This window comes from Kribbella sp. VKM Ac-2571 (assembly GCF_004362255.1).
GTDB classification, from domain to species: domain Bacteria; phylum Actinomycetota; class Actinomycetes; order Propionibacteriales; family Kribbellaceae; genus Kribbella; species Kribbella pratensis.
In genome coordinates this window covers 537273-560359 of record NZ_SNWS01000002.1, presented here as the reverse complement: position 1 = coordinate 560359, position 23087 = coordinate 537273, and the positions used below count along the sequence as shown (strand labels likewise).

The 23087-nt window shown below is 68.3% G+C and carries 24 protein-coding genes; 8 read left to right on the top strand and 16 right to left on the bottom strand.

Translation table 11 applies throughout. From position 1 onward, the window contains the following. Positions 1-116: 116 nt before the first annotated feature. Both EV651_RS42240 and EV651_RS06795 read right to left on the bottom strand, forming a co-directional pair. Positions 117-764, bottom strand: coding sequence for an NTP transferase domain-containing protein (locus tag EV651_RS42240; protein ID WP_133783105.1), 648 nt, complete (start codon positions 762-764; stop codon positions 117-119). A 187-nt stretch (positions 765-951) separates the two neighbouring features. Continuing rightward, positions 952-1626, bottom strand: coding sequence for a DUF4245 domain-containing protein (locus EV651_RS06795; protein ID WP_133783103.1), 675 nt, complete (start codon positions 1624-1626; stop codon positions 952-954). Positions 1627-1695: 69 nt separating this feature from the next. Here EV651_RS06795 and glpX point away from each other — a divergent pair, with 69 nt between their 5' ends. The 3 genes from glpX to EV651_RS06780 are packed head-to-tail and all read left to right on the top strand — an operon-like array spanning position 1696 to position 4147. Continuing rightward, positions 1696-2730 (top strand): class II fructose-bisphosphatase, encoded by a 1035-nt coding sequence (glpX, locus tag EV651_RS06790; protein WP_133783101.1) that lies wholly within the window; start codon positions 1696-1698, stop codon positions 2728-2730. Further along, entirely contained in the window at positions 2727-3674 is a 948-nt protein-coding gene (locus tag EV651_RS06785) for a carbohydrate kinase (RefSeq protein WP_133783099.1), read from the top strand. Before glpX ends, EV651_RS06785 begins: the two co-directional genes overlap by 4 nt. 2 nt (positions 3675-3676) lie before the next feature. Continuing rightward, positions 3677-4147, top strand: a complete 471-nt coding sequence (locus EV651_RS06780; protein WP_133783097.1) for a hypothetical protein — start codon at positions 3677-3679, stop codon at positions 4145-4147. Here the strand turns inward: EV651_RS06780 and EV651_RS06775 are convergent. Further along, on the bottom strand, positions 4144-4812 hold the full coding sequence (locus EV651_RS06775; protein WP_238156705.1) for a FadR/GntR family transcriptional regulator: 669 nt from the start codon (positions 4810-4812) through the stop codon (positions 4144-4146). The two genes, EV651_RS06780 and EV651_RS06775, sit on opposite strands and share 4 nt — an antisense overlap. Before the next feature lie 183 nt (positions 4813-4995). Here EV651_RS06775 and EV651_RS06770 point away from each other — a divergent pair, with 183 nt between their 5' ends. Continuing rightward, positions 4996-6324 (top strand): 2-isopropylmalate synthase, encoded by a 1329-nt coding sequence (locus EV651_RS06770; RefSeq protein WP_133783095.1) that lies wholly within the window; start codon positions 4996-4998, stop codon positions 6322-6324. Beyond that, a complete protein-coding gene (locus tag EV651_RS06765; RefSeq protein WP_133783094.1) occupies positions 6312-7100 on the top strand; it encodes an ABC transporter ATP-binding protein in 789 nt (262 codons plus the stop codon). Before EV651_RS06770 ends, EV651_RS06765 begins: the two co-directional genes overlap by 13 nt. Here the strand turns inward: EV651_RS06765 and EV651_RS06760 are convergent. Beyond that, a complete protein-coding gene (locus EV651_RS06760) occupies positions 7042-7851 on the bottom strand; it encodes a DUF3592 domain-containing protein (RefSeq protein WP_133783092.1) in 810 nt (269 codons plus the stop codon). The genes EV651_RS06765 and EV651_RS06760 overlap by 59 nt on opposite strands. Before the next feature lie 47 nt (positions 7852-7898). Here EV651_RS06760 and EV651_RS06755 point away from each other — a divergent pair, with 47 nt between their 5' ends. Beyond that, positions 7899-8420, top strand: coding sequence for a hypothetical protein (locus EV651_RS06755; RefSeq protein ID WP_133783090.1), 522 nt, complete (start codon positions 7899-7901; stop codon positions 8418-8420). On the opposite strand, the gene EV651_RS06750 is transcribed toward EV651_RS06755, so the two are convergent. The 3 genes from EV651_RS06750 to EV651_RS06740 all read right to left on the bottom strand — a co-directional run bounded on the left by EV651_RS06750 (position 8417) and on the right by EV651_RS06740 (position 9807). After that, complete coding sequence (locus tag EV651_RS06750; RefSeq protein ID WP_238156704.1) at positions 8417-8716, bottom strand: helix-turn-helix transcriptional regulator; 300 nt, start codon at positions 8714-8716, stop codon at positions 8417-8419. The genes EV651_RS06755 and EV651_RS06750 overlap by 4 nt on opposite strands. A gap of 1 nt (position 8717) precedes the next feature. Continuing rightward, positions 8718-8879 carry a hypothetical protein gene (locus tag EV651_RS41800; protein ID WP_202870189.1) on the bottom strand — a complete coding sequence of 54 codons (162 nt, stop codon included), beginning with the start codon at positions 8877-8879 and terminating at the stop codon, positions 8718-8720. A gap of 238 nt (positions 8880-9117) precedes the next feature. Continuing rightward, positions 9118-9807, bottom strand: coding sequence for a DUF1707 domain-containing protein (locus EV651_RS06740; protein ID WP_133783088.1), 690 nt, complete (start codon positions 9805-9807; stop codon positions 9118-9120). A gap of 325 nt (positions 9808-10132) precedes the next feature. Between EV651_RS06740 and EV651_RS06735 the strand changes: the two genes are divergently transcribed. Further along, on the top strand, positions 10133-11797 hold the full coding sequence (locus tag EV651_RS06735; RefSeq protein ID WP_133783086.1) for a fumarate hydratase: 1665 nt from the start codon (positions 10133-10135) through the stop codon (positions 11795-11797). 244 nt (positions 11798-12041) lie between these two features. Here EV651_RS06735 and EV651_RS41230 read toward each other — a convergent pair whose 3' ends face one another. Genes EV651_RS41230 through EV651_RS06710 form a run of 6 tightly spaced genes read right to left on the bottom strand, consistent with a single transcriptional unit; the run spans position 12042 to position 16925 of the window. Continuing rightward, a complete protein-coding gene (locus tag EV651_RS41230) occupies positions 12042-12200 on the bottom strand; it encodes a hypothetical protein (protein WP_166658517.1) in 159 nt (52 codons plus the stop codon). 57 nt (positions 12201-12257) lie between these two features. Then, complete coding sequence (locus EV651_RS06730) at positions 12258-12938, bottom strand: DUF402 domain-containing protein (RefSeq protein WP_238156703.1); 681 nt, start codon at positions 12936-12938, stop codon at positions 12258-12260. Between the two features lie 20 nt (positions 12939-12958). Next, positions 12959-14362, bottom strand: coding sequence for an aspartate ammonia-lyase (locus tag EV651_RS06725; RefSeq protein ID WP_133783084.1), 1404 nt, complete (start codon positions 14360-14362; stop codon positions 12959-12961). 46 nt (positions 14363-14408) lie between these two features. Then, entirely contained in the window at positions 14409-15062 is a 654-nt protein-coding gene (locus EV651_RS06720; RefSeq protein WP_238156702.1) for a hypothetical protein, read from the bottom strand. A gap of 2 nt (positions 15063-15064) precedes the next feature. Next, complete coding sequence (locus tag EV651_RS06715) at positions 15065-15733, bottom strand: response regulator transcription factor (protein WP_133783080.1); 669 nt, start codon at positions 15731-15733, stop codon at positions 15065-15067. Continuing rightward, positions 15717-16925, bottom strand: a complete 1209-nt coding sequence (locus EV651_RS06710) for a sensor histidine kinase (protein WP_133783078.1) — start codon at positions 16923-16925, stop codon at positions 15717-15719. Before EV651_RS06710 ends, EV651_RS06715 begins: the two co-directional genes overlap by 17 nt. Before the next feature lie 131 nt (positions 16926-17056). Here EV651_RS06710 and EV651_RS06705 point away from each other — a divergent pair, with 131 nt between their 5' ends. Then, positions 17057-18634 (top strand): alpha-L-fucosidase, encoded by a 1578-nt coding sequence (locus tag EV651_RS06705; RefSeq protein WP_133783076.1) that lies wholly within the window; start codon positions 17057-17059, stop codon positions 18632-18634. Between the two features lie 4 nt (positions 18635-18638). Here the strand turns inward: EV651_RS06705 and EV651_RS06700 are convergent, their stop codons facing one another. From EV651_RS06700 to EV651_RS06685, 3 genes are all read right to left on the bottom strand, one after another. Beyond that, positions 18639-19340 carry a hypothetical protein gene (locus tag EV651_RS06700; protein ID WP_133783074.1) on the bottom strand — a complete coding sequence of 234 codons (702 nt, stop codon included), beginning with the start codon at positions 19338-19340 and terminating at the stop codon, positions 18639-18641. A gap of 172 nt (positions 19341-19512) precedes the next feature. Continuing rightward, positions 19513-20844, bottom strand: a complete 1332-nt coding sequence (locus EV651_RS06695) for a PhoH family protein (protein WP_133783073.1) — start codon at positions 20842-20844, stop codon at positions 19513-19515. 1449 nt (positions 20845-22293) lie between these two features. After that, complete coding sequence (locus EV651_RS06685; protein WP_133783069.1) at positions 22294-23073, bottom strand: isoprenyl transferase; 780 nt, start codon at positions 23071-23073, stop codon at positions 22294-22296. Positions 23074-23087: the final 14 nt, after the last annotated feature.

Here is a 23087-nt window from a genome sequence, read left to right as displayed (position 1 = left end):
GCGCGTGCTTGGGTGATTGCGTGGTCGACCGTCGCGCGGCACACCACCGTTCGGACCCCCTGCAGGTGCGGTGCCCCTCCACGGCGACGGTCGACCGCCGTACGCCGCCGTCTTGATCAGGTGGGGGTGCGGCGTCGGCGGGCGTGGGGGCCGGTGGGGAGGTGGGTGCCCAGGGGGAGGTCGTGGGCGGCGGGGTCGCCGGCCAGGAGCTGGTGGTAGGCGGACCAGGTGGTGGCCCGGGGCGGGATGTTGCCGATGGCATCTACCCGGGTGACGGGGTAGGTGCCTTCGCGGATCGGGTCCCACAGGTCGGCGTCGCTGCGGAGGCCGCGGAGTTCGCCGAAGAGCTCGCGGCCGAACCAGCACGGGTAGCTCTCGCCGTCGTCGTACCGGCTGACACCGATCGGGGTCGAGGCCTCGGCTACCAGCGACCAGACGGTGGCCGACGTGATCCCGGGCTGATCACCGAGCAGTACGACGATCCCGTCGGCCCGCCGGTCGACCGCGTCCAGGGCCGGCACGACCGACGAACTACCGGTGTCGGAGTGCGGCGACTCGACCACCCGCACCCCGTCGAGATCGATCCGGTCGTGGACCTGCTCCGACGCGCTGCCGAGCGTCACGACCAACTGGTCGAACGAGCATTCCCGCGCGCTCTCCAGCGCGGCGCCGAGCAATGTGCCGCCCCGATAGTCCAGCAACTGCCAAGGAGAGCCGAGATGCGGCGAACTGTCCGCGCCCAGCAACAGCCCCGTGATGAACATTTGCCGGTCAACTCCCTGCCCGGGACGGCGCGACCATTCGACGACCCTTCTGCTGGTCCCCGAGCGTACGCAAGCCGAGCCTCGATCGAACCCCTAGCCGCGGGCAGGTGTCAACGACCGTCCGGAAAGTGGTCGGAATTGACCGGAAAATGGGCAGTCCGGCGGTGACCGCAGGTCAGCACAAATGTCAGCGCAGCACCGAAGCGAACGCTTCAAGCGCCGGATATCCGGCATTTCCGGCGACGATCGTCGTCACCCCGGAACCCACCAGCAGCAAGGCGTTCTCGTTCTTCCGGTCGAGCAGCACCTTGCGTTGCCAGGTCACGCCGGCGACCGACGCCGTACCGTCGTCCGAGGTCCGGCCGAGCTTCTCGGCGACGTATTTCCCGCCGGTGACATTGGACTGCTCGAGGCCGACGTATTTCTTCTCGTTCGTCACGACGCCGAGATGCCAGGTGATCGGCTCCTGCTGCGGGGCGCGGAATTCCACGCTGGTCGCGGTCCACCCGGACGGCATCGGCTCCGGCCCGCGGACCCAGGCGGCGGCCTTCCGGGCGTCCTGCAACTGGGCGGTGTACTCGACCGGGTTGGGCTGCGCCTCCTTCTTCGGGCGCCACGTGACGGTGATCAGGAACGCGACCACGGCCAGGCAGATCACCAGCGCGAACACCATGTTCCCGACGGTCTGCGACTTGCGCTTGTCCCGCCGGTACGCCTGCCGGTACTCGTTCGCCTCCGCCTGAACCTGCGCCCGCTCCCGCGCCCGCTCCTGGGCCCTCTCCTGTGCCTTCTCCTGGGCCGTCACGTCCGCCTTCTCCTGGGCGGCGGCGTCGCCGGAAGCGTCCTGACCTGTGGAACTCATGACCACAGTGTCTCGCGAGGTGCAATCCGCCCGAACAGCGGCCAAGGCCGTTGGCTACGATCCGTTGGCATGACGGACCCGACCACGCCACCTGCCCATCTCGAGGTCGATGCGCACGCGCCCGACCGGAACCTCGCCCTCGAACTGGTCCGGGTCACCGAGGCCGCGGCGATGGCGGCGGGCCGCTGGGTCGGCCGCGGCGACAAGAACGGCGCCGACGGCGCGGCGGTGAACGCGATGCGGACGCTGATCGGCACCGTCGGCATGGACGGCGTGGTGGTGATCGGCGAGGGCGAGAAGGACAACGCCCCGATGCTGTACAACGGCGAGCAGGTCGGCTCCGGCGAGGGCCCGGAGTGTGACGTCGCGGTCGACCCGGTCGACGGTACGACGCTGGTCGCGAAAGGCATGAACAACGGCATCGCGGTGATGGCCGTCTCCGCCCGGAACGCGATGTACGACCCGTCCGCGGTCTTCTACATGGAGAAGCTCGTCGTCGGCCCGGAGGCGGCCGAGGTGGTCGACATCCGGCTCCCGGTCGCGGAGAACATCCGCCGCGTCGCGAAGGCGAAGGGCAGCTCGGTCGACGACGTCACCGTCGTACTGCTGGACCGGCCGCGGCACGACGAGCTCGCCACCCAGATCCGGGCCACCGGCGCGCGGATCAAGTTCATCTCCGACGGCGACGTGGCGGGCGCGGTCGAGGCTGCCCGCCCGGACACCGGTCTGGACATGTTGCTCGGCATCGGCGGTACGCCGGAGGGCATCATCGCCGCCTGTGCGATGAAGTGCCTGGGCGGGAAGATCCAGGGCAAGCTCTGGCCGCGGGACGACGCGGAGCGGCAGAAGGCGCTCGACGCCGGCCATGATCTGGACCAGGTGCTCGACACCGACGACCTGGTGAGCGGTGACGACTGCTTCTTCGTCGCGACCGGCATCACCGACGGCGAACTGCTCCGCGGGGTCCGCTACGGCCGCTCCACGGCCCGCACCCACTCGCTCGTCATGCGCTCCCGCAGCGGCACGATCCGCTCCATCGAGAGCGTCCACCAGCTGAAGAAGCTCCGCGCGTACTCCGCCATCGACTTCGAGCACGCCCGATGAGTGCACCTGTCCTCGTCATCGGCGAGGCTCTCGTGGACATCGTCGGCCCGGCGGCGAAGACGGCCCGCAACGGCAACGGCAAGGCCAAGGCGATCCCGGGCGGGTTCGCCGCCAACGTCGCGGTCGGCCTCGCCCGGATGGGTGTGCCGACAGAACTGGTGGCCCGTTTCGGCACCGATCCGTACGGCGACCTCCTCGGGTCGCACCTGTTCGGGAACGGCGTCCAGCTCGCGCCCGGGACGGTGGACCCGGGGTTCCGGACCAGCACCGCCACCGCGACCCTGGATTCCGACGGGGTCGCGACGTACAAGTTCGACATGACCTGGGATCCGCCGGAGCTGTCGCTGCCCCGGGGCTGCCCGGCGATCCATACCGGGTCGATCGCGATGATGCTCGAGCCCGGGGCGACCGCGATCCGCGAGTTCCTGAAGTCAGTGGCCGACCAGCCGGTGACGGTCACGCTCGACCCGAACGCGCGTCCGGCGATCACCCCCGATCCGGTGGTGGCGTGGTCCGCGGTTCGAGAGCTTGCCGCGTGGGCGGACCTGGTGAAGTTGAGCGACGAGGACTGCGAATTCTTCCGGCCCGGAGTGTCGCTCGACGACATCGCGGAGGAGCTGCTGACCGCCGACCGGACGCAGTGCGTGGTGATCACACGCGGGGGACACGGCGCGCTCGGCGTCGGCCGGGGCGTCCGGGTAGAGGTTCCGGCGCCGGCGATCGAGGTGGTCGACACCGTGGGGGCCGGCGACTCGCTGATGGCGGCGCTGATCGCGGGGCTGCTGGCGCGCGGGTTGCTCGGTGAGCGGCGGCTGGCCGGACTCACGGCCGAGGACCTGCGGGACGCCGTGGACTACGCGGTGAAGGCGGCGGCGATCACCTGCACGCGGCACGGCGCCGACCCGCCGACCGCGGCCGAGCACACGGAGAAATGGGGTTCTTGAGAGTGTCTGCCGAGACGTGGACCTCCGAACTGGAGTCCAACGGCAGCGTGAACTTCCGGCCGCGCCGCAGCAGGCTCGCGGTACGGCTGGCCGGGTTCGGTCTGCTGATGCTGTTGTCGGCCTGGACCAACGTCGAGCATCTGCGCACGGACGGGATCTCGGGCGCTCTCGGCGTACTGCGGCTGACAGCCCTCGCGGCGTTCGTCTACGGGACCGGCTGGACCGCGTGGCAGCTGATCACGAACCGCCCGGTCATCACGGTGGACGCCGAGGGCGTGACCCGGGGCCGCAGCCTGCGGTGGTCGGGCATCACCAGCATCGACGAGCCGGCCGGCTGGCCGCTGGCTCGCGCGGTGCAGATCAACCCGGCAGACCGCCGTACCCGACCGATCTCGATTCCGCAGGACCACGTCGGGGACCTGGACGCCCTCGCCCCCTGGCTGCGCTCACTCCACGAACAGCACCGCGACTAGTTCACTGAACTGCGGACTGCGCTGAGGTGCTCTCGGGAGCGCGCTGCGGCCAGGTCCGGGTCCTTGGCGCGGATGGCGTCCGCGATCGCCTCGTGGGCGGCCTGGTCGTGGCGATGCCGGTGCTCCTCGTCGAGCTTGAGCATGTCGATCATCGCCCGCCGGATCCGCGGCACGAACGTGTCGAACAACTCCGTGAGTACGGCGTTGTGCGCGGCCGTCACCACCGCGCGGTGGAACGCGAGATCGGCCTCGATGTACCAGTCGTCGGGCGCCTTCGCGGCGGCCCGCTGCCGGTCCGCGAGCGTGTAGCGGAAGTTCTTCAGGTCCGCCGGCGTACGACGGGTCGCCGCCAGCCGGGCGCCCTCGGTCTCGATCGCCAGCCGGCCTTCCAGTACGTCGGTGATGTCGGCCTTCCGCAGCACCTTGTCCCAGTCCTCGGCGGCCTGTAGCGCGATCACGAACACGCCCGCGCCCTGACGGCTCTCCAGCACCCGCCGGCCGGCCAGCTCGCGCACGGCCTCGCGGATCGTGGACCGGCCGACGCCGAGCTGCGCGGCCAGCGTGGTCTCACCGGGAAGCTTGGCGCCGAGCGGCCATTCACCGCTCCCGATCCGGCGCAGCAACTCCTCGGCTGCCTGCTCGGCGAGCGGATGACGGCGAATCATGGAGGACAGTCTAGAGGTGGTCAGGTTGTCAGCTTGTCTGAGGAGTTGATACGGTGCTCGGCATGCGCAAGCTCCCGGGTCTCCTCCTTCTTGGCCGCCACGGCGGGAGCTGATTCGACCGGCGCTCCCTCCGTGGAGTGCAGTCGTCCGCCGGTCCTCCCCCGCTCCCCGGAAGGACCAGTCATGAATCGTCAGCAGCCCTCCCCCATGCCGAGCCACCGCTACCGCGACATCTTCGCCAGGGTCCCGGTCGCACCCGTCGACCGCACCTGGCCGGATCGCCGGATCACGCAGGCGCCGCTCTGGGTGCCGGTCGACCTCCGGGACGGCAACCAGGCGCTGGCCGACCCGATGGACCCCGAACGCAAGCGCCGGTTCTTCGAGCTGATGGTTGCCATCGGCTACAAAGAGATCGAGGTCGGCTACCCGTCCGCGTCCCAGACCGACTTCGACTTCGTGAGACTGCTGGCCACGTCCGACCTCGTGCCGGACGACGTCACGATCGTGGTGTTCACACCGGCCCGCCGCGACCTGATCGAGCGGACCGTGGAGTCGGTGGCGGGGATGCGCGGCGATGTGGTGATCCACATGTACGCCGCGACCGCGCCGGTCTGGCGGGACGTCGTACTGCGTCGTACCCGTGACGAACTGGCGTCGATGATCTATGCCGGCTCCGAGGAGATCCAACGGCTGGCCGGGGACTCGGTGCGGTTCCAGTTCTCGCCCGAGGTCTACAACCTGACCGAGCCGGACTACGTACTCGAGCTGGCGGATCACCTCACCAAGCAGTGGGACGCGACGCCGGAGCGGCCGGTGATCCTGAACCTCCCCGCGACGATCGAGGCCGCCACGCCGAACGTGTACGCCGACCAGATCGAGTACATGCACCAGAACCTGCCGCGTCGCGACGGCGTCATCCTGTCGGTGCATCCGCACAACGACCGCGGTACGGGCGTCGCCTGCGCGGAGCTAGCAGTGCTAGCGGGAGCGCAGCGGGTCGAGGGCTGCGTCTTCGGCAACGGCGAACGCACCGGCAACGTCGACATCGCCACCCTCGCGCTCAACCTGCACGCGCAGGGCGTCGACCCGATGATCGACTTCTCGGACATCGACGGGATCCGCGAAGTGGTCGAGTACTGCACGCGGATGCCGATCCATCCACGGCATCCGTACGTCGGTGAGCTCGTCTACACCGCCTTCTCGGGAACCCATCAGGACGCGATCCGCAAGGGGTTCGCCGTACAGCGGCCCGGTGTCTGGGAAGTGCCTTATCTGCCGATCGATCCGGCGGACGTCGGGCGCGGGTACGAGGCCGTCGTACGGGTGAACAGCCAGTCCGGTAAGGGCGGGATCGCACATGTGCTGGAGTCTGTGTACGGCATTCGGCTCGCTCCGGAGCAGGAGCGCGAGTTCGCGGGGCACGTGCAGCGGCATACGGACGCGACCGGGCGGGAAGCGAGTGCGGAGGAGTTGAAGGCGTTGTACGAGGAGGTTTACGGGTGCTCGAACTGAAGGACGTCGACTTCGTCCGGGACGGCAAGGCGTTGCTGTCCGGGGTGTCGCTGACCGCGGGCGAAGGTGAGCGGTGGGCGCTGCTCGGGCCGAACGGCGCCGGGAAGAGCACCTTGCTCGGGTTGTGCGGCGCGGTCACGCATCCCACCCGCGGTACGGTCGAGATCCTCGGACGCCGGCTCGGTACGGTCGACATTCGCACCCTGCGGGAGTCCATCGGGCACGTGAACCCGCGGCACCCGCTGCGGTCGCCGTTGAGCATCCGGGACGTCGTACTGACCGGTCTCACCGGGACGATCGAGCGCATGCCGCGCTGGGAGCCGACTCCCGCAGAGGAGGCTCGTGCTCTCGAGCTGATCGACATGCTCGGGATCGGCGGGCTGGCCGGCGCGCACTGGACCACGCTGTCCCAGGGCGAACGTGGTCGCGCGCTGATCGCGCGGGCGCTGATCTCGGACCCGCAACTGCTACTGCTGGACGAGCCGTCGACCGGACTGGACGTCGCGGCGCGCGAGCAACTACTCGAGACGCTCGACCAGATCCACCTGAGCCACTCGCACCTGGCGTGGGTCCTCGTCACCCATCACCTCGAGGAGCTCCCCACCTGTACCACGCACGCCGCCCTCCTCCGCGAGGGCCGCGTGCTGTCCGCCGGCCCGGTCGACGACGTGATCACCACCGAACTGATCTCGGCGACGTTCGACCATCCGATCGAGATCAACCGCCACGCCGGCCGCTGGACCGCAACCGCCCGACGAGGTAACCGACACCGCTGAGCAGTCCCAGTACGCCGCACCCGCCGCCGAGCCACAACCAGAACGTGGCGTCCGACCGCGCGGACTCGACAGCCCAGGTACTACGGGCCTTCGCCGGCTCGGCGACGTCGTACTCGACGGGTACGACCTCGCCGAGCGCGAGCACGTGCTCGCCGGGATCCCTTCCGGTCTCGATCACGTGCTCCACTCCCGCGACGGTGTACCGGATGTCCACCGTCCCACTGCCCTTCTCGAACCACGCCGGCTCGTGCACGGCGACAACCGTCCCGTTGGTCGTCGCCGTCGGCCCGTCCCAGGGTCTCGACACCTGTCGCGCGTGCACCCCGAGACTGCCGAACGCCAAGGTCATCAGTGCAAAGAACAGCACGAGACTTCCCGGCACCAGTGGTTCGCCGGGCCGCCGCCATCCGTAACCCCGGGCGGCGTGCCGCCCGGGCAGCTTCTCGCCGCTCGCCGCGTCGGACGGACTGAGGCCGCGGACCCAGAGAACAGCCACGACAACCAGCATCAGCACCAGGTAGGCCATCACCGCGCCGATCCCGATCATCCCACCGACGAAGACCGCGTCTCCGACCGGACGGTGAGCGATGAGGCCGACCAAAGCACCGATGCCGGAGCCGAGCGCGGCGACCACAACCAGGACGAGCACGGACCCGATCCCGAACAGCGACGAGCCGGAGTCGGCCAGCGCGTACGCCGCGGCCGGACCGCGTACGAACGCCCAACTGAGCACCACGCGAATCCGCCGCATGCGCCAAGTGTGGTGCACTACAGTGTCTCTTGCTCCGGGGTGGAGTTGTGAGAGCTGGGGGCGACATGACCGTCATGGGCGAGCGACTGCCCGAGGCCTGGATGGTCGAGTGGCATCGCAACAGCCGCGTCGAGTTCCCGCTACGCCGCTGGTCGTTCATGCAGTACCCGGGGTTTTGGTTCGTGGTGCCCGGGGCTTTGATGACGACCAGCCAGCTACCGAGCATGCTCGACGACGGCGGCTGGCGCTTCCTCGCCTATCTGCAGATCGCGGCGTATGTCGGCATTGTCGCCATGCTCGTCTGGCAGCTCGTCACCCAGCGCCCGATCCTCGTCGTCGACCACCGCGGCATCCACCAAGGCCGCCGCCGCTTCATGCCCTGGGACGAGATCGGCTCCATCGGCCCCGTCTCCGGCCCCAAAATGGCCCGCCAACTCCACGTCTACCCGAAGAACATCTGGGCCAAGCACCTCATCCTCACCCAGCACCACCTCAACGACCTACAAACCTTCCAAACCTGGCTCACCGAACTGCTGACGAACCACCGCGAGACAAGCGACAACAGCTAGGCCGCAGGCGTGGTCTCGTCGAAGCGCACCACGAGCTGCGCATGGAACGCTTGGGCGATGCGCTCCAACAGTGCGAGGGTGGGCACCGTCCCGCCGGCCTCGAAACGAGCGAGCGCGGACTGCGTCATCCCAGCAGCCTCAGCCAGCCTCGTCTGCGTCCAGCCGCGCTGCTCGCGCATCGTCCGAACACTCGCCCCCAGTTCGAACGCACGGCGCGTGGCGTCGTACGCGTCCAGCGCGCCAGGCTCGGCCATCCGGCGCTCCCGCAGACCATCCCATCCGGTCCGGTCAGTCACCTCAGTCCTCCTCCGTCGCTGGGACCACGTGCGCTTCCCGTACACATTTTCGGTACGCCCGCACCGCTCTGTCGATCTCCCGCACCTCCCGCATCCGGCTCTTCCTGGACACGGTCAGCAGAACGATCCGCCGGTCGCTCGCGATCCAGTAGGTAATCCGCATCGCATCCTGCTCGAGCCAGCGGCGCAACTCGCGCAGCTTCCCTCGATCTGCTTGGCGTACGGCTCCCCCACCAGCGGACCGCGCTCAGCAAGCAGGTCCACGTAGAAAGCGACGCGTGCGAACAGATCGGTCGGTAGAGCTTCGAGCCAGGTGCGCACCTCGGACTCGAGTTCAACTGTACCCCAGGGCATAGCAAGGATGCTATAACAACCTCACTACTGTCCGTTACAGCGATGGGTCAGGTGAGGCCGAGGCGTTTGGAGAGGCGGGGGCCTCGTTTGATTTTGATTTCGCCGAGGATGGCGGTGCCTCGGATGTGGAACCGTTTGGCGGCGGCGGGCTGGGCGTTCGGGTCAGGGACGGCTTTGAGGCCGGTTTCCTGTTCGGAGACGGAGCCGAGGATCGGGTTGCTGTCCAGGAGGACGATCGCGTTCTGCGGGACCCGGATCTTCACGTCGGCGAGGATCGACTTCACGTCGATCGTGATCTCGTCGAACGGGATCTGCGCCTCGGTGTAGTCGAGCGTGACGTCGCCGAGGACCGCGTTCACCTCCTGGCGCTGCGGGACCAGCCAGTTGCCCATCCGCTTGGAGTCGGACAGGAACACGTTGATCACCGGCCCGGATTCCACCAGTGCGCCGCCGTACTGCGGGGTGCTGGTCGGCACGCTCTGCGCGCGCGGGCCGTTCGGCAGGTCAGCGGTCAGCTCGACCAGTTCGCCGTACGTCTTGGAGCTGTACAGCGTCTCGAGCCTGTCCTCGAGCTCGGTGTACGACAGCCGGCCCTCGCCCGCGGCGTCACGGAGGATGTCGGCGACCTCCTCCCGCTCGAGATCGGACACCCGGCGCCGCAGCACCGGATCGTCACCGCCCTGCGCGGGCACGACATCCTGCGGGCGGTTCTCCTGGGGAACGTCATCCTGAGCCACCCCAAAACCATACGCGCGGCCCGCTCCACCCGCCGCCAGGTTTCTCCCCCGATTCGCCCCTGATCCTGCCCCTGACCCACATACCGCTCGCCAATGAACTGGGGTGGGATGCGCATGGATGCGAGGGGGTCGCCTGGAACCGGCTGACGCTCGGGAGGGACCTGGTGGGAACTGGCGGGTCGTGCGGGGGTGATTGCTGGGAAACTATTCGTCGCCGGGCGACGATTTCTTTCCCCGCCGCGATGAGACGGAGGTCGCGTCGGCGGGCGCGGTGGGGAGAACTAGGCTTTGAGGGTCCAGTCCAGCTTGTGTGGAGGTATGCCCGGTGTCTGCCGACTTCAACTACTCCGATCTGTTGCCGTTGGGTGCCGACGAGACGGAGTACCGGCTGCTGACGACGGAGGGTGTCAGCACCTTCACCGCGGGTGACCGGACGTTCCTGCAGGTGCAGCCGGACGTGCTGCAGGCGCTGACCGCGGAGGCGATGCACGACATCTCGCACTACCTGCGGACCGCGCACCTCGCGCAACTGCGGCGGATCATCGACGACCCGGAGGCGTCCGGGAACGACCGGTTCGTCGCGCTCGACCTGCTGAAGAACGCGAACATCTCGGCCGGCGGCGTACTCCCGATGTGCCAGGACACCGGCACCGCGATCGTGATGGGCAAGAAGTCCGAGGGCGTCCTCACCGGCGCGGTCGACGAGGAGTGGATCAGCCGCGGCGTGTACGACGCCTACACCAAGCTGAACCTGCGCTACTCGCAGATGGCCCCGCTGACCATGTGGGACGAGAAGAACACCGGCTCCAACCTCCCGGCGCAGATCGAGCTCTACTCCACGCCGGCCAAGGGCGACCCGGCGTACAAGTTCCTGTTCATGGCCAAGGGCGGCGGCTCCGCGAACAAGTCGTTCCTCTACCAGGAGACGAAGGCGGTCCTGAACCCGTCGCGGATGATGGAGTTCCTGGACGAGAAGATCAGGTCGTTGGGTACGGCCGCCTGCCCGCCGTACCACCTGGCGGTCGTGGTCGGCGGCACGTCGGCCGAGTTCGCGCTGAAGACCGCGAAGTACGCCTCCGCGCACTACCTCGACACGCTGCCGACCGCGGGATCGCCTGTCGGGCACGGGTTCCGGGACGTGGAGCTGGAGGAGGAGGTCTTCAAGCTCACGCAGGAGTTCGGGATCGGGGCGCAGTTCGGCGGGAAGTACTTCTGCCACGACGTCCGGGTGATCCGCCTGCCGCGACACGGCGCGTCCTGCCCGGTCGCGATCGCGGTGTCCTGCTCGGCGGACCGGCAGGCGCTGGCGAAGATCACGCCGGAGGGTGTGTTCCTGGAGCAGCTCGAGCGCGACCCGGCGCGATTCCTTCCGGACACCACCGACGAGCACCTCGCCGACGATGCCGAGGTCGTGCGCATCGATCTGAACCGGCCGATGAGCGAGATCCGCGACGAGCTGTCCAAGCTGCCGGTGAAGACGCGGCTGTCGCTGACCGGTCCGCTGGTGGTGGCGCGGGACATCGCGCACGCGAAGATCAAGGAGCGGCTGGACGCGGGCGAACCGATGCCGTCGTACCTGCGGGACCACGCGGTGTACTACGCGGGGCCGGCGAAGACGCCCGAGGGTTATGCGTCCGGATCGTTCGGGCCGACGACCGCGGGGCGGATGGATGCGTACGTCGATCAGTTCCAGGCGGCGGGCGGATCGTTCGTGATGCTTGCCAAGGGCAACCGGTCGGCGAAGGTGACGGCGGCGTGCAAGGAGCACGGCGGGTTCTACCTCGGGTCGATCGGCGGGCCGGCGGCGCGGCTGGCGCAGGACTGCATCAAGTCGGTCGACGTGATCGAGTACCCGGAGCTCGGCATGGAGGCGATCTGGAAGATCCAGGTCGAGGACTTCCCGGCCTTCATCGTCGTCGACGACAAAGGCAACGACTTCTTCACCGACACCAAGAAGCCCGTCCCGCTGACAGTACGCCCACGCAGCTGAAAAACAGCGGTGGGCGAGCGCACCAGAAACCCATCCCCCTGACGGTACGCCCGCGCAGCTGAAAAACAGCGGTTGGTAAGCGCACCAGAAACCCGTCCCGCTGACGGTGCGCTCGCGCAGGTGAATCGGTGGGTTGCCTGCTGAAATGCAGGGTTACCCCCTGAGATTTTGAGTGGGTAACCCTCCAGCTCAGGGGGCATCTGCCACTTGATGTGGCTGGTCCTCACCGCCCCCGGCCGGTGTCTCAGCCGGCCTTGCTGTCGACGACTTCAGGCAGTTTGAGCATCAGCGTCTTCGCGGCCTGGACGAGATCGGCTTCGTTGTGGCCGAAGGCCTGGAGGTAGCTCCTGAGTGCGGATCGCAGTAGCTGGAGCTCCTCTGCCTGCAACTCGATGGTGTACATACTTCCAAGCTAAGACCAAACCGGTGAGTTGCAACCGCTCGTGACCCACCTGTGTTGTCAGCCGCTGTGGAGCTCCTCCGCGATCAGGTCGGGCTGGTGGGTCGTCGGCGCGACGGGCAGTCGCCAGTCCGGCGGCGCGGACCAGGACTGCCAGTCGTCGGAGAACGGCGACGTCCAGGCCTCGATGTCGCGGATCGCCGCGTGCGCGTCGGCGACGATCTGCTCCGCCTCAGCGGCGGTGAAGCGCCCGGCCGTGACGGCGCCCTCCAGCTCGTCCTCGTCCTTCCACTCGATGCTGCGGTCCGGGTTGATCCAGAGGTCGAGCACATGATCGACAGTCCTGGTACGGCGGGAAGCCCAGTCGCGCACATGCTCCCGCTCGAGGTTCACGTACCACCCGTGGAACGTCCCGTCGGCGCCCCAGAAATACCAGACCGACCACGGCTTCCCGGGCGGCGACACCTTGAGGATCCCGGTCCCGCGCCAGACGTCGAGCTTCAGCGCCCGGTCCGCGGTGAACATCGCCACCGGTCCGGCGTGCCGCATCTCGCGTCCGTCGGTGAGCACCGGTCTGAGCAGCGGCGTACCCGGCGCGAGCCAGGCGACCAGCCCGTCCGCGTCGTCACGCACCACTGTCATGGGCCGCACGTTCGGCTTGTCCGCATGCTTCCCGGTGCCCTCGTACACCCACTCGATCGTCGTACCCGGCTCCCAGTACCGCACCAGGCCATCGGTCACGCCATCGCTCACGCCTTCTGTCACGACTGCGCCGGCCGGGTCATGGACAGTACGTCGAGGGCCGCGTCCAGCTGCTCCTCGGTCAGGTCTCCCTTCTCGACGTGACCGTTCTCGATCACGACCTCGCGGATCGTTTTCCCTTGTTTCAAAGCACTCTTGGCGACGGCAGCCGCGTTCTCGTACCCGATGTAGCGGTTCAGCGGCGTCACGATCGAGGGCGACGACTCGGCCAGGGCGCGGGCGTGGTCGACGTTCGCCGTGATGCCGTCGACGCAGCGATCGGCGAGCAGCCGCGAGCTGTTCGCCAGCAGGCTGATGGACTCGAGCAGGTTGCGCGCGATCACCGGCAGCATCACGTTCAGCTCGAAGTTGCCTCCGGCACCGGCCACGGTGATCGTGGCGTCGTTGCCGATCACCTGGGCGGCGACCATCAGCGTCGCCTCGCAGATCACCGGGTTCACCTTGCCGGGCATGATGCTCGACCCGGGTTGCAGGTCCGGCAGCGCGATCTCGCCGAGCCCGGCGCGCGGCCCGGAACCCATCCAGCGCAGATCGTTGCAGATCTTCGTCAGGCTGACCGCGATCGTCTTCAGCTGCCCGGACAACTCGACCAGCCCGTCCCGAGCACCCTGGGCCTCGAAGTGGTCTTCGGCCTCGGTCAGCTCCAGCCCGGTCCGGCGGTTCAGCTCGGTGATCACCGCGGCAGCGAACCCGGGCGGCGTGTTGATCCCGGTCCCGACCGCCGTCCCGCCGAGCGGCAACTCGGCGACCCTCGGGAGCGTCGCCCGGACCCGCGCGGCACCGCGCCTGATCTGCTGCGCGTAGCCGTTGAACTCCTGGCCGAGCGTCACCGGGGTCGCGTCCATCAGGTGCGTCCGCCCGGACTTCACCACCTCGGCGAACTCGGATCCCTTACGGGACAGGGAATCCGCGAGGTGCTCCAACGCCGGCAGCAGGTCCTGTACGACGCCGGCCGTGGCCGCGACATGGATGGCCGACGGGAAGGTGTCGTTGCTGGACTGCGACGCGTTGACGTGATCGTTCGGGTGCACGTCCGCGCCGAGCGAGCGGGTGGCGAGAGTGGCCAGGACCTCGTTGGCGTTCATGTTGGTCGACGTACCCGAACCGGTCTGGAAGACGTCGATCGGGAACTCCGCGTCGAACTCCCCCGCCGCCACCTGGTCCGCGGCGGCCACGATCGCCGCCGACCGCTCCGCGTCGAGCACTCCGAGCGAGGCGTTCACGACCGCGGCCGAGGCCTTGATCTGCGCGAGCGCGTGCACGAGGGCCGGCGCCAGCGGCCGCCCGGAGATCGGGAAGTTCTCCACCGCACGCTGCGTCTGCGCCCGCCACAACGCGTCGCGAGGCACCTTGACCTCGCCCATCGTGTCGTGCTCGATCCTGAATTCCACGTCGTCACCCATACCAAAAAGAGTACGTCGCTGAGCGTTGCCGGATCAGGCCGATCCTCTACCTGTGGACAACGCCACAGCCCTGATAGACGAAGTACGTCTCGGCCCGGCCCTGGAGCTCGACGGGCACCGGTTTGACGACACAGGCACCGAACACCGAGGCGACGGCGGACTCGAGCGCCTCCGAGGACGACGAGGACCAGACGGTCAGTACGCCGTCGGCACGCAGCTTCGCGCGACAGGTGCTGAAGAAGTCAGCTGAGTAGATAGCCGAATTCTCGTTGTAGACAAGGAAGTCCGGGCCGTTGTCGACGTCGAGCAGGATGGCGTCGACGGAGGCGTCGGAGAGATCCGCGACGACAGCTCGCACGTCACCGACCACCACAGCCACGCGAGGGTCGTCGAGCACCGACGGGACCAGGCCAGAGCGCATCCAGAACACCACATCCGGCTCGATCTCCGCGACGATCACCTGTCCGAGCCGGGAATCGGCCAGCAGCGCGCGGACCGTGTACCCAAGTCCGAGCCCACCGACAAGCACCCGATCCGGGTGCCGCACCGCCTCCAGCGCAGCCGACGCCAGCAGCTCCTCGCTCGACGTCTCCTGATCGTCCATCACGAAGACCCCGTTGACCCGCAACTCCAACGCCCCGTCGTCGCGCCGGCGCAGCACCAGTTCGCCCCGCTCACTCACTGCCCGTGCCAGCTCCACCGTCACACCAGCCCGGCGTCGTGAGCCATCAGCGCGAGCTGCACGCGGTTGGTGAGCTGGAGCTTCGCGAGCGAGTTCGTCAGATGCGTCTTCACCGTCGCGACCCCGACCTCCAGAGCAGCAGCCGCTTCCGCATTACTCCTGCCCTGAGCCACGGCCAGTACGACGTCCCGCTCCCGCTCCGTCAACTGCGCCAGAGCTGCGAGAGCCGTCGTACGGCGGTTGTCCTGGTCGACCGCACCTACGTGGTCCATCAGCTGTCGCGTGGACTGTGGTGACAGTACAGACTCACCAGATGCCGCCTTCACCACAGCGGCAACGATCTCAGCCGGTGCAGCGTCCTTGAGCAGGTAGCCCGACGCACCGGCACGCAGCGCGCGCACCAGAGCCTGATCCGACCCGAACGTGGTCAGCATGACCACCTCCGGCGCCCCGGCCCGCCTACGGATCGCAGCAGTCGCAGCAACCCCGTCCAGCACCGGCATCCCGATGTCCATCAGTACGACGTCCGGCCGCAGGTCACGCACCGCATCGACCGCCTGCTGCCCGTCGGAGGCCGCACCGACCAGCTCCAGCTCCGGGGCACCGGACAGCATGCTGGACAGCCCTGCCCGCACGAGTGGATCGTCGTCGACCAAGAGCAGTCGGACCGGTTCACTCACGCCCGTCATCGTAGGCCACCCACGGCAACCAGCACGCGAGCCGGAACTCACCGTCCGACGTCGGACCGTGCTCGAACCGCCCACCTGCCAGGGACGCCCGCTCGGCCAGCCCAATCAACCCCACGCGCGAACCGGGACCCGCCGGGCCGGGCTCCAACCGGTTCGAGACCTCCACCGACAGGCCGGCGCCGACCGCACCGCTCACCACCACTCGAACCGGCTGGTGAGGAGCGTGTTTCCGCGCATTCGTCAGCCCTTCCTGGATGATCCGGTACGCGTGCCGCCCGATCGAGTCCGGCACCGCAGTGAGCTCAGCCGCCATCTCTAGCTCGATCTGCGTGCCGGCAGCCCGTGACTCGGCCACTAGTTCGTCCAGCTCGGCTATGCCTCGTCCCGACCAGTCACCGGTGTGCTGAGACCGCAGTACGCCGACAATCTCGCGCAGGTCGTCCACGCAGTCGCGTGCACTGGACCGGATCACGCCAGCGGCACGTGACAGCTCAGCGGACGGCATGTCCGGCCGGAACTCCAGCGCACCGGCATGCATGCTCAGCAACGACAAGCGATGCCCGAGCGCGTCATGCATCTCCCGGGCGATCCGCTCCCGCTCCCGCCGCTGCCCCTGCTCGACGCGCAACTGCTGCTCCGACTCGGCCCGGACCGCACGCTCGGTCAGTGACGCCATCAGCTGCCGCCTGGTCCGAATCACGATCCCCCAGGCGACCAGCACCAGACAGGCGAGCGCTGTGAGCGTCACAGCGATCCAGTAGCCATTGGGGACGTCAGCAACCGGATAGAGCCAGAACTGAATCATGCAGGACGCCATCGCCACCGCACACAGCGAGAGGCTGACAGCAGGCCGACGGTGCACAGCAGCGTTGAACAGCGCCAGACCGCCCGCTGCACCCACTGACGGCACCAGAGTGGACGCCGGGATCATCAGCACGGCCAGACCGGTCGGCCAGCGCCTACGGAGCAGCAGTGACAGCGCACCGGCGATGCACAGCGACACGTCCAGCCAGTGTGGCAGCGGACCGATCCGGGGCGGCGGCTCCACATCCCCCACCGCGATCAGCCCGAGCAGGAAGGCGATCAGCACGCAGGCGAAGTCCACAACCCGGTCCCGCGGGGTCAACCGCCCGCAGCCCGGCGCACTCCGCGATCCGGGCGCGATCAGCGCGGCGACGATCCCCGTGTCCACTTGACCGACCGTAGCGCGTGAACAGCCCAGTGCGGCGATACTTTCGGTGGAGGCGCAGGTCCCCCGAACGACGGCAACGACGTACGGCGGGCTGATCCGCGGGATCGCCGTACGACGGCAGGATCGCAGACATGATCTTTGCCAAACGCACCTTTCGCGGGATCGGCAGGTTCCTGCTGCGGTTCGCCGTGGTGGTCGTCGTACTGGTACTGGTCTTCGCCGGCGGTTCCGTGGTCTGGAGGTGGCAGGACGACCGCAAGGCCGAGATGACGACCGACGGGCCGTACGAGGCCACCGTGGAGTCGCTGAACAAGCATCCGCTGCCGAAGTGGTTCGCCGACGCGAAGTTCGGGATCATGATCCACTGGGGCCTCTACTCGGTCCCGGGCTTCGCGCCGAAGGGCACCACGTTCAGCAAGCTGCTCGAGACGCAGTACGGGCACGCGATGACCCACAACCCGTACGCCGAGGACTACGCGAACGCGATGAAGGACCCGAAGTCGCCGACCGCGAGCTATCACCGCGAGCACTACGGCGACGCGCCGTACAGCGACTTCACCATGCAGTTCGACGCCGGTCTGGCCAACTGGAACCCGGACCGGTGGGCGGCGCAGTTCAAGGCGGCCGGAGCGTCGTACATCGTGGTGACGGCCAAGTACGCCGACGGGTACTCCCTGTGGCCCACGAAGGTCCGCAACCCGCACGCACCGGACTTCCACGCCCAGCGGGATCTGATGGGTGAGCTGGCCGCGGCCGTCCGCAAGCAGGGCCTCAGGTTCGGCGTCTACTACTCCGGTGGGGTCGACTGGACGTTCCAGCGCAAGACCGTGAAGACGCTGGGCGACTACGCCTACCTGCATTACGGCGAGGACTACCGCGAGTACGCCGTGGCGCAGGTACGCGAGCTGATCACGCGGTACAAGCCGGACATCCTGTGGAACGACATCGCCTGGCCGACCGGCTCCAAACGGCTCTACTCGGTGCTGGCGGACTACTACAACACCGTCCCGGAGGGGGTCGTCGACGATCGCTGGAGTACGGCGTCGTTCGGGCGGCAGGTGATGGGTCCGAAGCCGATGCGCTGGGGGTTCGACCAGCTCATGAAGGGCCTGTTCAAACTGCCCGGTGTGGCGGACAGCATCAACACCCAGAAGCCCGCTCCGCACAGTGACTTCCGGACACCGGAGTACACGGACTTCGACACCGTCCAGGACAAGTTCTGGCAGCAGGACCGCGGTATCGGCGGCTCGTTCGGCTACAACCGCGAGGAGAACGACCAGGACTACGCCAAGTCGACCGATCTGATCGCTTCACTCGCCAAGGCGGCAGCCAATAACGGTGCACTGCTGCTGAACGTCGGACCGAGCGGCGGCGACGGTGCGATCGTCCCGGAGCAGCTGAGCAGACTCACCGACATCGGAGCCTGGCTGAAGGTCAACCGGGAGGCACTGGACGGCACCCGGCCGTGGACGCGCTCGTCGGCGACCACTACCGCCGGAGACCAGGTGATGTTCACCCAGAAGGGCGAGACGGTGTACGCCGTCGTACTGGGCCGTCCGAAGGGGGACGTCGTCATCAAGGACGTCCGGCTGAGCGGTCAGGCAGTACGTCTGGGCGGCGACCCGATCACGCTGGCACCAGCCGGTCAGGGCACCCTGCTGAAGAGGGCCGGTGACGGGAGCTACGGTCCGGTCTTCCGCGTCGGGTGACGGGTCAGTACCAGCCCTTGGCCTGGGAGTGGCCCCAAGCGCTGCAGGGCGAGCCGTAGGTGGCTTCGATGTAGTCCAGGCCCCACTTGATCTGGGTGACCGGGTTGGTCCGCCAGTCCTTGCCGTACGCCGCCATACGGTTGCCGGGGAGCGCCTGCGGGATGCCGTAGGCCGTGGACGTCGGATTGTCGGCGCTGACCTTCCAGCGGGACTCCTTGTTCCAGAGCTTCTCCAGGCAGCTGAACTGGCTCTGGCTCCAGCCGTGGTCGGGGAGGAGGTTCATCGCGACCTCCTTCGGCGTGCCCTCGTACTTCTTCCGCTCGGCGTCCCGGCTGGCCCGCTCCTCGCTCGACGAGCGCTGGGCCTCCCGAAGTGCCTCATAGCGCTTCAAGGCGGCGTTCTTGGCCTTCATCTTCACCGCGGCCGCGTCCTGCAGGGCGGTGCGCTGCTGCTCGATGGCCTCGACCTGGTTCCGCATCCGGACCGCCTCGGCGGCGAGCTCGGCGGCCGACTGCGGATTGGCCGACGGCGTGGTCGCGGAAGGGATCGCCTTCCCACTGTTCAGCACGGCCATCTCGGCCCGCCCGGACACCTTCTCCGACGCACTACTGCTCCCAGGAGAGCTGAAGAGGTCGATACCGGCGACAACGGAAACCACGGCGATTCCGGTCACTGCGAGAATCGCGACGGAGCGCTTCGCTTTCATCTGTCCTTCCGAGAAAACCCGACCCCCGTCGGCTGCAACGAGAACATACTCTGACGTAAACCGTCCGTGATCACAAGCAGGTCACGAACGAACAGTGCGGCCGCCGCGTGGCGACCGCACTGTTCTTACCTCTGCTTTACAGACGTTTATTACCTAACTGTACGAACGCTCCTTACAACTGCAGGTCATCGAGCATCTCGGTGACCAGCGCCGCGATCGGCGACCGCTCCGAGCGGGTCAGCGTGACGTGCGCGAACAGCGGGTGCCCCTTCAACTGCTCGACCACCGCGACCACACCGTCGTGCCGGCCGACCCGCAGGTTGTCCCGCTGCGCCACGTCATGGGTGAGCACCACCCGCGAGTTGGCGCCGACCCGGGACAGCACCGTGAGCAGCACGTTCCGCTCCAGCGACTGCGCCTCGTCGACGATCACGAACGCGTCGTGCAGCGACCGCCCGCGGATGTGGGTCAGCGGCAGGACCTCGAGCATGCCCCGGTCGATGACCTCGTCGATCACGTCACCGCTGGTCAGCGCGCCGAGCGTGTCGTACACGGCCTGGGCCCACGGCTGCATCTTCTCCGACTCGCTACCCGGCAGGTACCCGAGCTCCTGGCCGCCGACCGCGAACAAAGGCCGGAAAACGACCACCTTCTTGTGCTGACGGCGTTCCATCACCGATTCGAGGCCGGCGCACAGCGCGAGCGCGGACTTACCCGTACCGGCCCGGCCGCCGAGCGAGATGATCCCGACGTCAGGATCCAGCAGCAGATCGAGCGCGACCCGCTGCTCGGCGGAACGACCGCGGATCCCGAACGCCTCCCGGTCGCCCCGCACCAGCCGGATCCGCTTGTCCGGCATCACCCGGCCGAGCGCGCTGCCCCGGTCGGACAACATCACCAGCCCGGTGTGGGTCGGGAACTCACCGGCCTCCGTCAGTTCGACCGAGCCGTTCTCGTACAGGTCGTCGACGACGTGCGTCTCGACCTCGAGCTCCGCCATACCGGTCCAACCGGACTCCAGCGTCAGCTCGGCACGGTACTCCTCGGCGATCAGACCGCACGCCGATGCCTTGACCCGCATCGGCAGGTCCTTCGAGACCAGCGTGACGTCCTTGCCCTCGGCCATGAAGTTGCAGGCCACGGCCAGGATCCGGCTGTCGTTGTCGCCGAGCCGGAAACCGGCCGGCAAGGTCTCCGGGTCCGTGTGGTTCAGTTCGACCCGAAGAGTTCCACCCTTCTCCCCCACTGGCAGGGGCGCGTCCAGTCGTCCGTGCAGTATCCGGAGCTCGTCGAGCAGGCGGAGCGCCGTCCGCGCGAAATAGCCGAGTTCCGGGTGATGCCGTTTGGCCTCCAATTCGGTGACGACGACCACCGGGACGACCACCTCGTGCTCGTCGAACCGCAGCATCGCGTGCGGGTCCGAGAGAAGCACCGAGGTGTCCAGCACGAAGGTGCGCTGGTCCGGTGTGGATGAGGTACTTGACGCCTTGGCGTGGATGGCCATGTCGCACGTCCTCTTCTAGGCCGTGACGTACACCCTCGCCCCGGCCCGCCAGTGGTTAGGTGATGGGTCGGGTGCCGCCCTCGGGGCCCGGTGTTGGCCCCGTCCGCGCCGCCGCGCGAGCGGCAACGGCGATCAGTGAGCTCGAGACCCTAGGTCTCGGGTACTCCGTTCGGCCCCTCATGGGGCAACCGGCTGGAACGAGATTCTCAAACTGATCGGGCCTCCCGTGACAGCCGGCTTCCCCTCCGACCGTCAATGTCAGGGTAGAAGCCTCCTGCAAACGGCGCAGCCCGACACGCCCGGCCACGGGGTTAACACGGTGTTACGCGTTCCCCCCAGCCGAGGGAGCCGGGTCACTCCGCCGGGTGATCCGGTACGGCGGGTAGCCGGGCGAGGCTCGGTGCATGACGAAGAACTGGCCGACGTGGACCGGGTACGCCACCGCGCTCTGGTCCCTCGTGTACGGCGTACTGGGGCTCTACTGGACCCTCGGCGGCTCCGGATACCCGTTCGCGCGGGTCGCCGACGATCAGGCCTCGTCATCGATCCTCGAAGGTACGCCGGTGCACGTGGTCGGTCCCGTGATGGCGGCGATCGGGCTCGGCGGCGCCGTACTCGCGCTCGTCATGACCCGGATGCGGCCGCGCGGGTCGATCCTTCAGGCGATCGCCGCCGTACTCGCGGTCGGTCTCGCGCTCGTCGTCCCCGACTACACGCTGATCGCGGTGGTCGCGATGGCCCCGGCGCTGATCGTGTTCGCGTTCACCGGCGTACCGGGGCCGCAGGACGGCGTCGGCGACATCCTGTACTGGCATCGCGTGAACCTGATCATCCTGTTCGTCGGCGGCATCCTCTGGGCGGGGACGGCGCTCGCCTACCACCGGCGCAGCCGCAACGCCTGCGTCTCCTGCGGCCGGGGCGCCCACGATCCGGCCTGGATGCGACCGGAGGCTGCACTCCGCTGGGGCAAGTGGGCGGTCGCGGTCGCGGTGGTGGTGAACCTGCCATACGAGTTCACCCGGATCGCGTGGTACCTCGGCTGGCCGGTCGGCATCACCGACGAGTTCCACCAGATGATGGCCGATACACCCGGAATGCTCGAGATGGGCCTCGGTCTGGCCGTGATGGGCCTTGGCGGAGGCGTGCTAACGCACGGCCTGGTGCACCGGTGGGGCGAGGTCTACCCGCGCTGGATCTGGTTCAAGGCAGGCCGGCGCGTCCCACCGCTGCTCGCGATCATCCCGGCCTCGATCGTCGCCGTCGTACTGATCCCAGCGGGCCTGATGAACACCCAAGCCCCACTCGGCGGCGACATGTGGGCAGCCAACGGCCCCGGCATCCTCTGGATCCTGTGGGGTACGGCGCTGGGCGTGGCGACGTACGCGTACTACCTCAGGCGCCGTACCACCTGCACACGCTGCGGCCGGGGAGCCCCGCCGGCCGTGCAGATCACGTCCCGAAGCGGCGCTCGCGCTGGGCGTAGCTTCGGATGGCGCGGAGGAAGTCGACGTGACGGAAGTCCGGCCAGAGCGCCTCGCAGAAGTAGAACTCGCTCAGCGCGCTCTGCCAGAGCAGGAAGCCGCCCAGACGTTGCTCACCCGACGTCCGGATGACCAGATCGGGGTCGGGCTGGCCCTTGGTGTAGAGGTGCCGTGCGATGTGCTCGACGTCCACGCGGTCGGCCAGCTCCTCGATCGAGATGCCCTTCGCGGCCTCCTCGAGGAGCAGCGAGCGGACCGCGTCGGCGAGCTCGCGACGTCCGCCGTACCCGACCGCGACATTGACCAGCATCCCGTCGACGTCATGGGTTGCCGTCTCCGCCGCCTTCAGCGCCTCGGCGGTGGTGCCGGGCAGCAGGTCGAGCGCGCCGACCGGGTGGATCCGGTAGCGGCCGATCGCGGTCAGCTCCTCGACCGTCTGCTCGATGATCCGCAGCAGCGGCTCCAGCTCGTCGGCCGGACGGGTCAGGTTGTCGGTGGACAGCATCCACACCGTGACCACCTTGACGCCGACGCCGTCGCACCAGTTCAGGAACTCGGAGATCTTGTCCGCCCCGGCCTCGTGACCGCGCGACACCGGGTCGCCGACCTGGCGGGCCCAGCGCCGGTTGCCGTCGATGATTACCCCGATGTGCCGCGGGATCCGGTCCGGCGACAGCGATCGGGCCAGCCGCCGCTCGTACAGGCCGTAGACCGCGTCGCGCAGCTTCTGCTTGCCAGGTGTCCGCATGGGCAGGGTGCTCT

Coding starts and splice junctions, on each gene's coding strand:
- EV651_RS06725 (WP_133783084.1), bottom strand. CDS start 14,362: ATGGGTGACGACGTGGAATTCAGGATCGAGCACGACACGATGGGCGAG.
- EV651_RS41230 (WP_166658517.1), bottom strand. CDS start 12,200: ATGTACACCATCGAGTTGCAGGCAGAGGAGCTCCAGCTACTGCGATCC.
- EV651_RS06775 (WP_238156705.1), bottom strand. CDS start 4,812: ATGATTCGCCGTCATCCGCTCGCCGAGCAGGCAGCCGAGGAGTTGCTG.
- EV651_RS06695 (WP_133783073.1), bottom strand. CDS start 20,844: ATGGCCATCCACGCCAAGGCGTCAAGTACCTCATCCACACCGGACCAG.
- EV651_RS06705 (WP_133783076.1), top strand. CDS start 17,057: ATGATCTTTGCCAAACGCACCTTTCGCGGGATCGGCAGGTTCCTGCTG.
- EV651_RS42240 (WP_133783105.1), bottom strand. CDS start 764: ATGTTCATCACGGGGCTGTTGCTGGGCGCGGACAGTTCGCCGCATCTC.
- EV651_RS06760 (WP_133783092.1), bottom strand. CDS start 7,851: ATGCGGCGGATTCGCGTGGTGCTCAGTTGGGCGTTCGTACGCGGTCCG.
- EV651_RS06785 (WP_133783099.1), top strand. CDS start 2,727: ATGAGTGCACCTGTCCTCGTCATCGGCGAGGCTCTCGTGGACATCGTC.
- EV651_RS06795 (WP_133783103.1), bottom strand. CDS start 1,626: ATGAGTTCCACAGGTCAGGACGCTTCCGGCGACGCCGCCGCCCAGGAG.
- EV651_RS06700 (WP_133783074.1), bottom strand. CDS start 19,340: ATGAAAGCGAAGCGCTCCGTCGCGATTCTCGCAGTGACCGGAATCGCC.
- EV651_RS06685 (WP_133783069.1), bottom strand. CDS start 23,073: ATGCGGACACCTGGCAAGCAGAAGCTGCGCGACGCGGTCTACGGCCTG.
- EV651_RS06770 (WP_133783095.1), top strand. CDS start 4,996: ATGAATCGTCAGCAGCCCTCCCCCATGCCGAGCCACCGCTACCGCGAC.
- EV651_RS41800 (WP_202870189.1), bottom strand. CDS start 8,879: ATGCGGATTACCTACTGGATCGCGAGCGACCGGCGGATCGTTCTGCTG.
- glpX (WP_133783101.1), top strand. CDS start 1,696: ATGACGGACCCGACCACGCCACCTGCCCATCTCGAGGTCGATGCGCAC.
- EV651_RS06715 (WP_133783080.1), bottom strand. CDS start 15,733: ATGACGGGCGTGAGTGAACCGGTCCGACTGCTCTTGGTCGACGACGAT.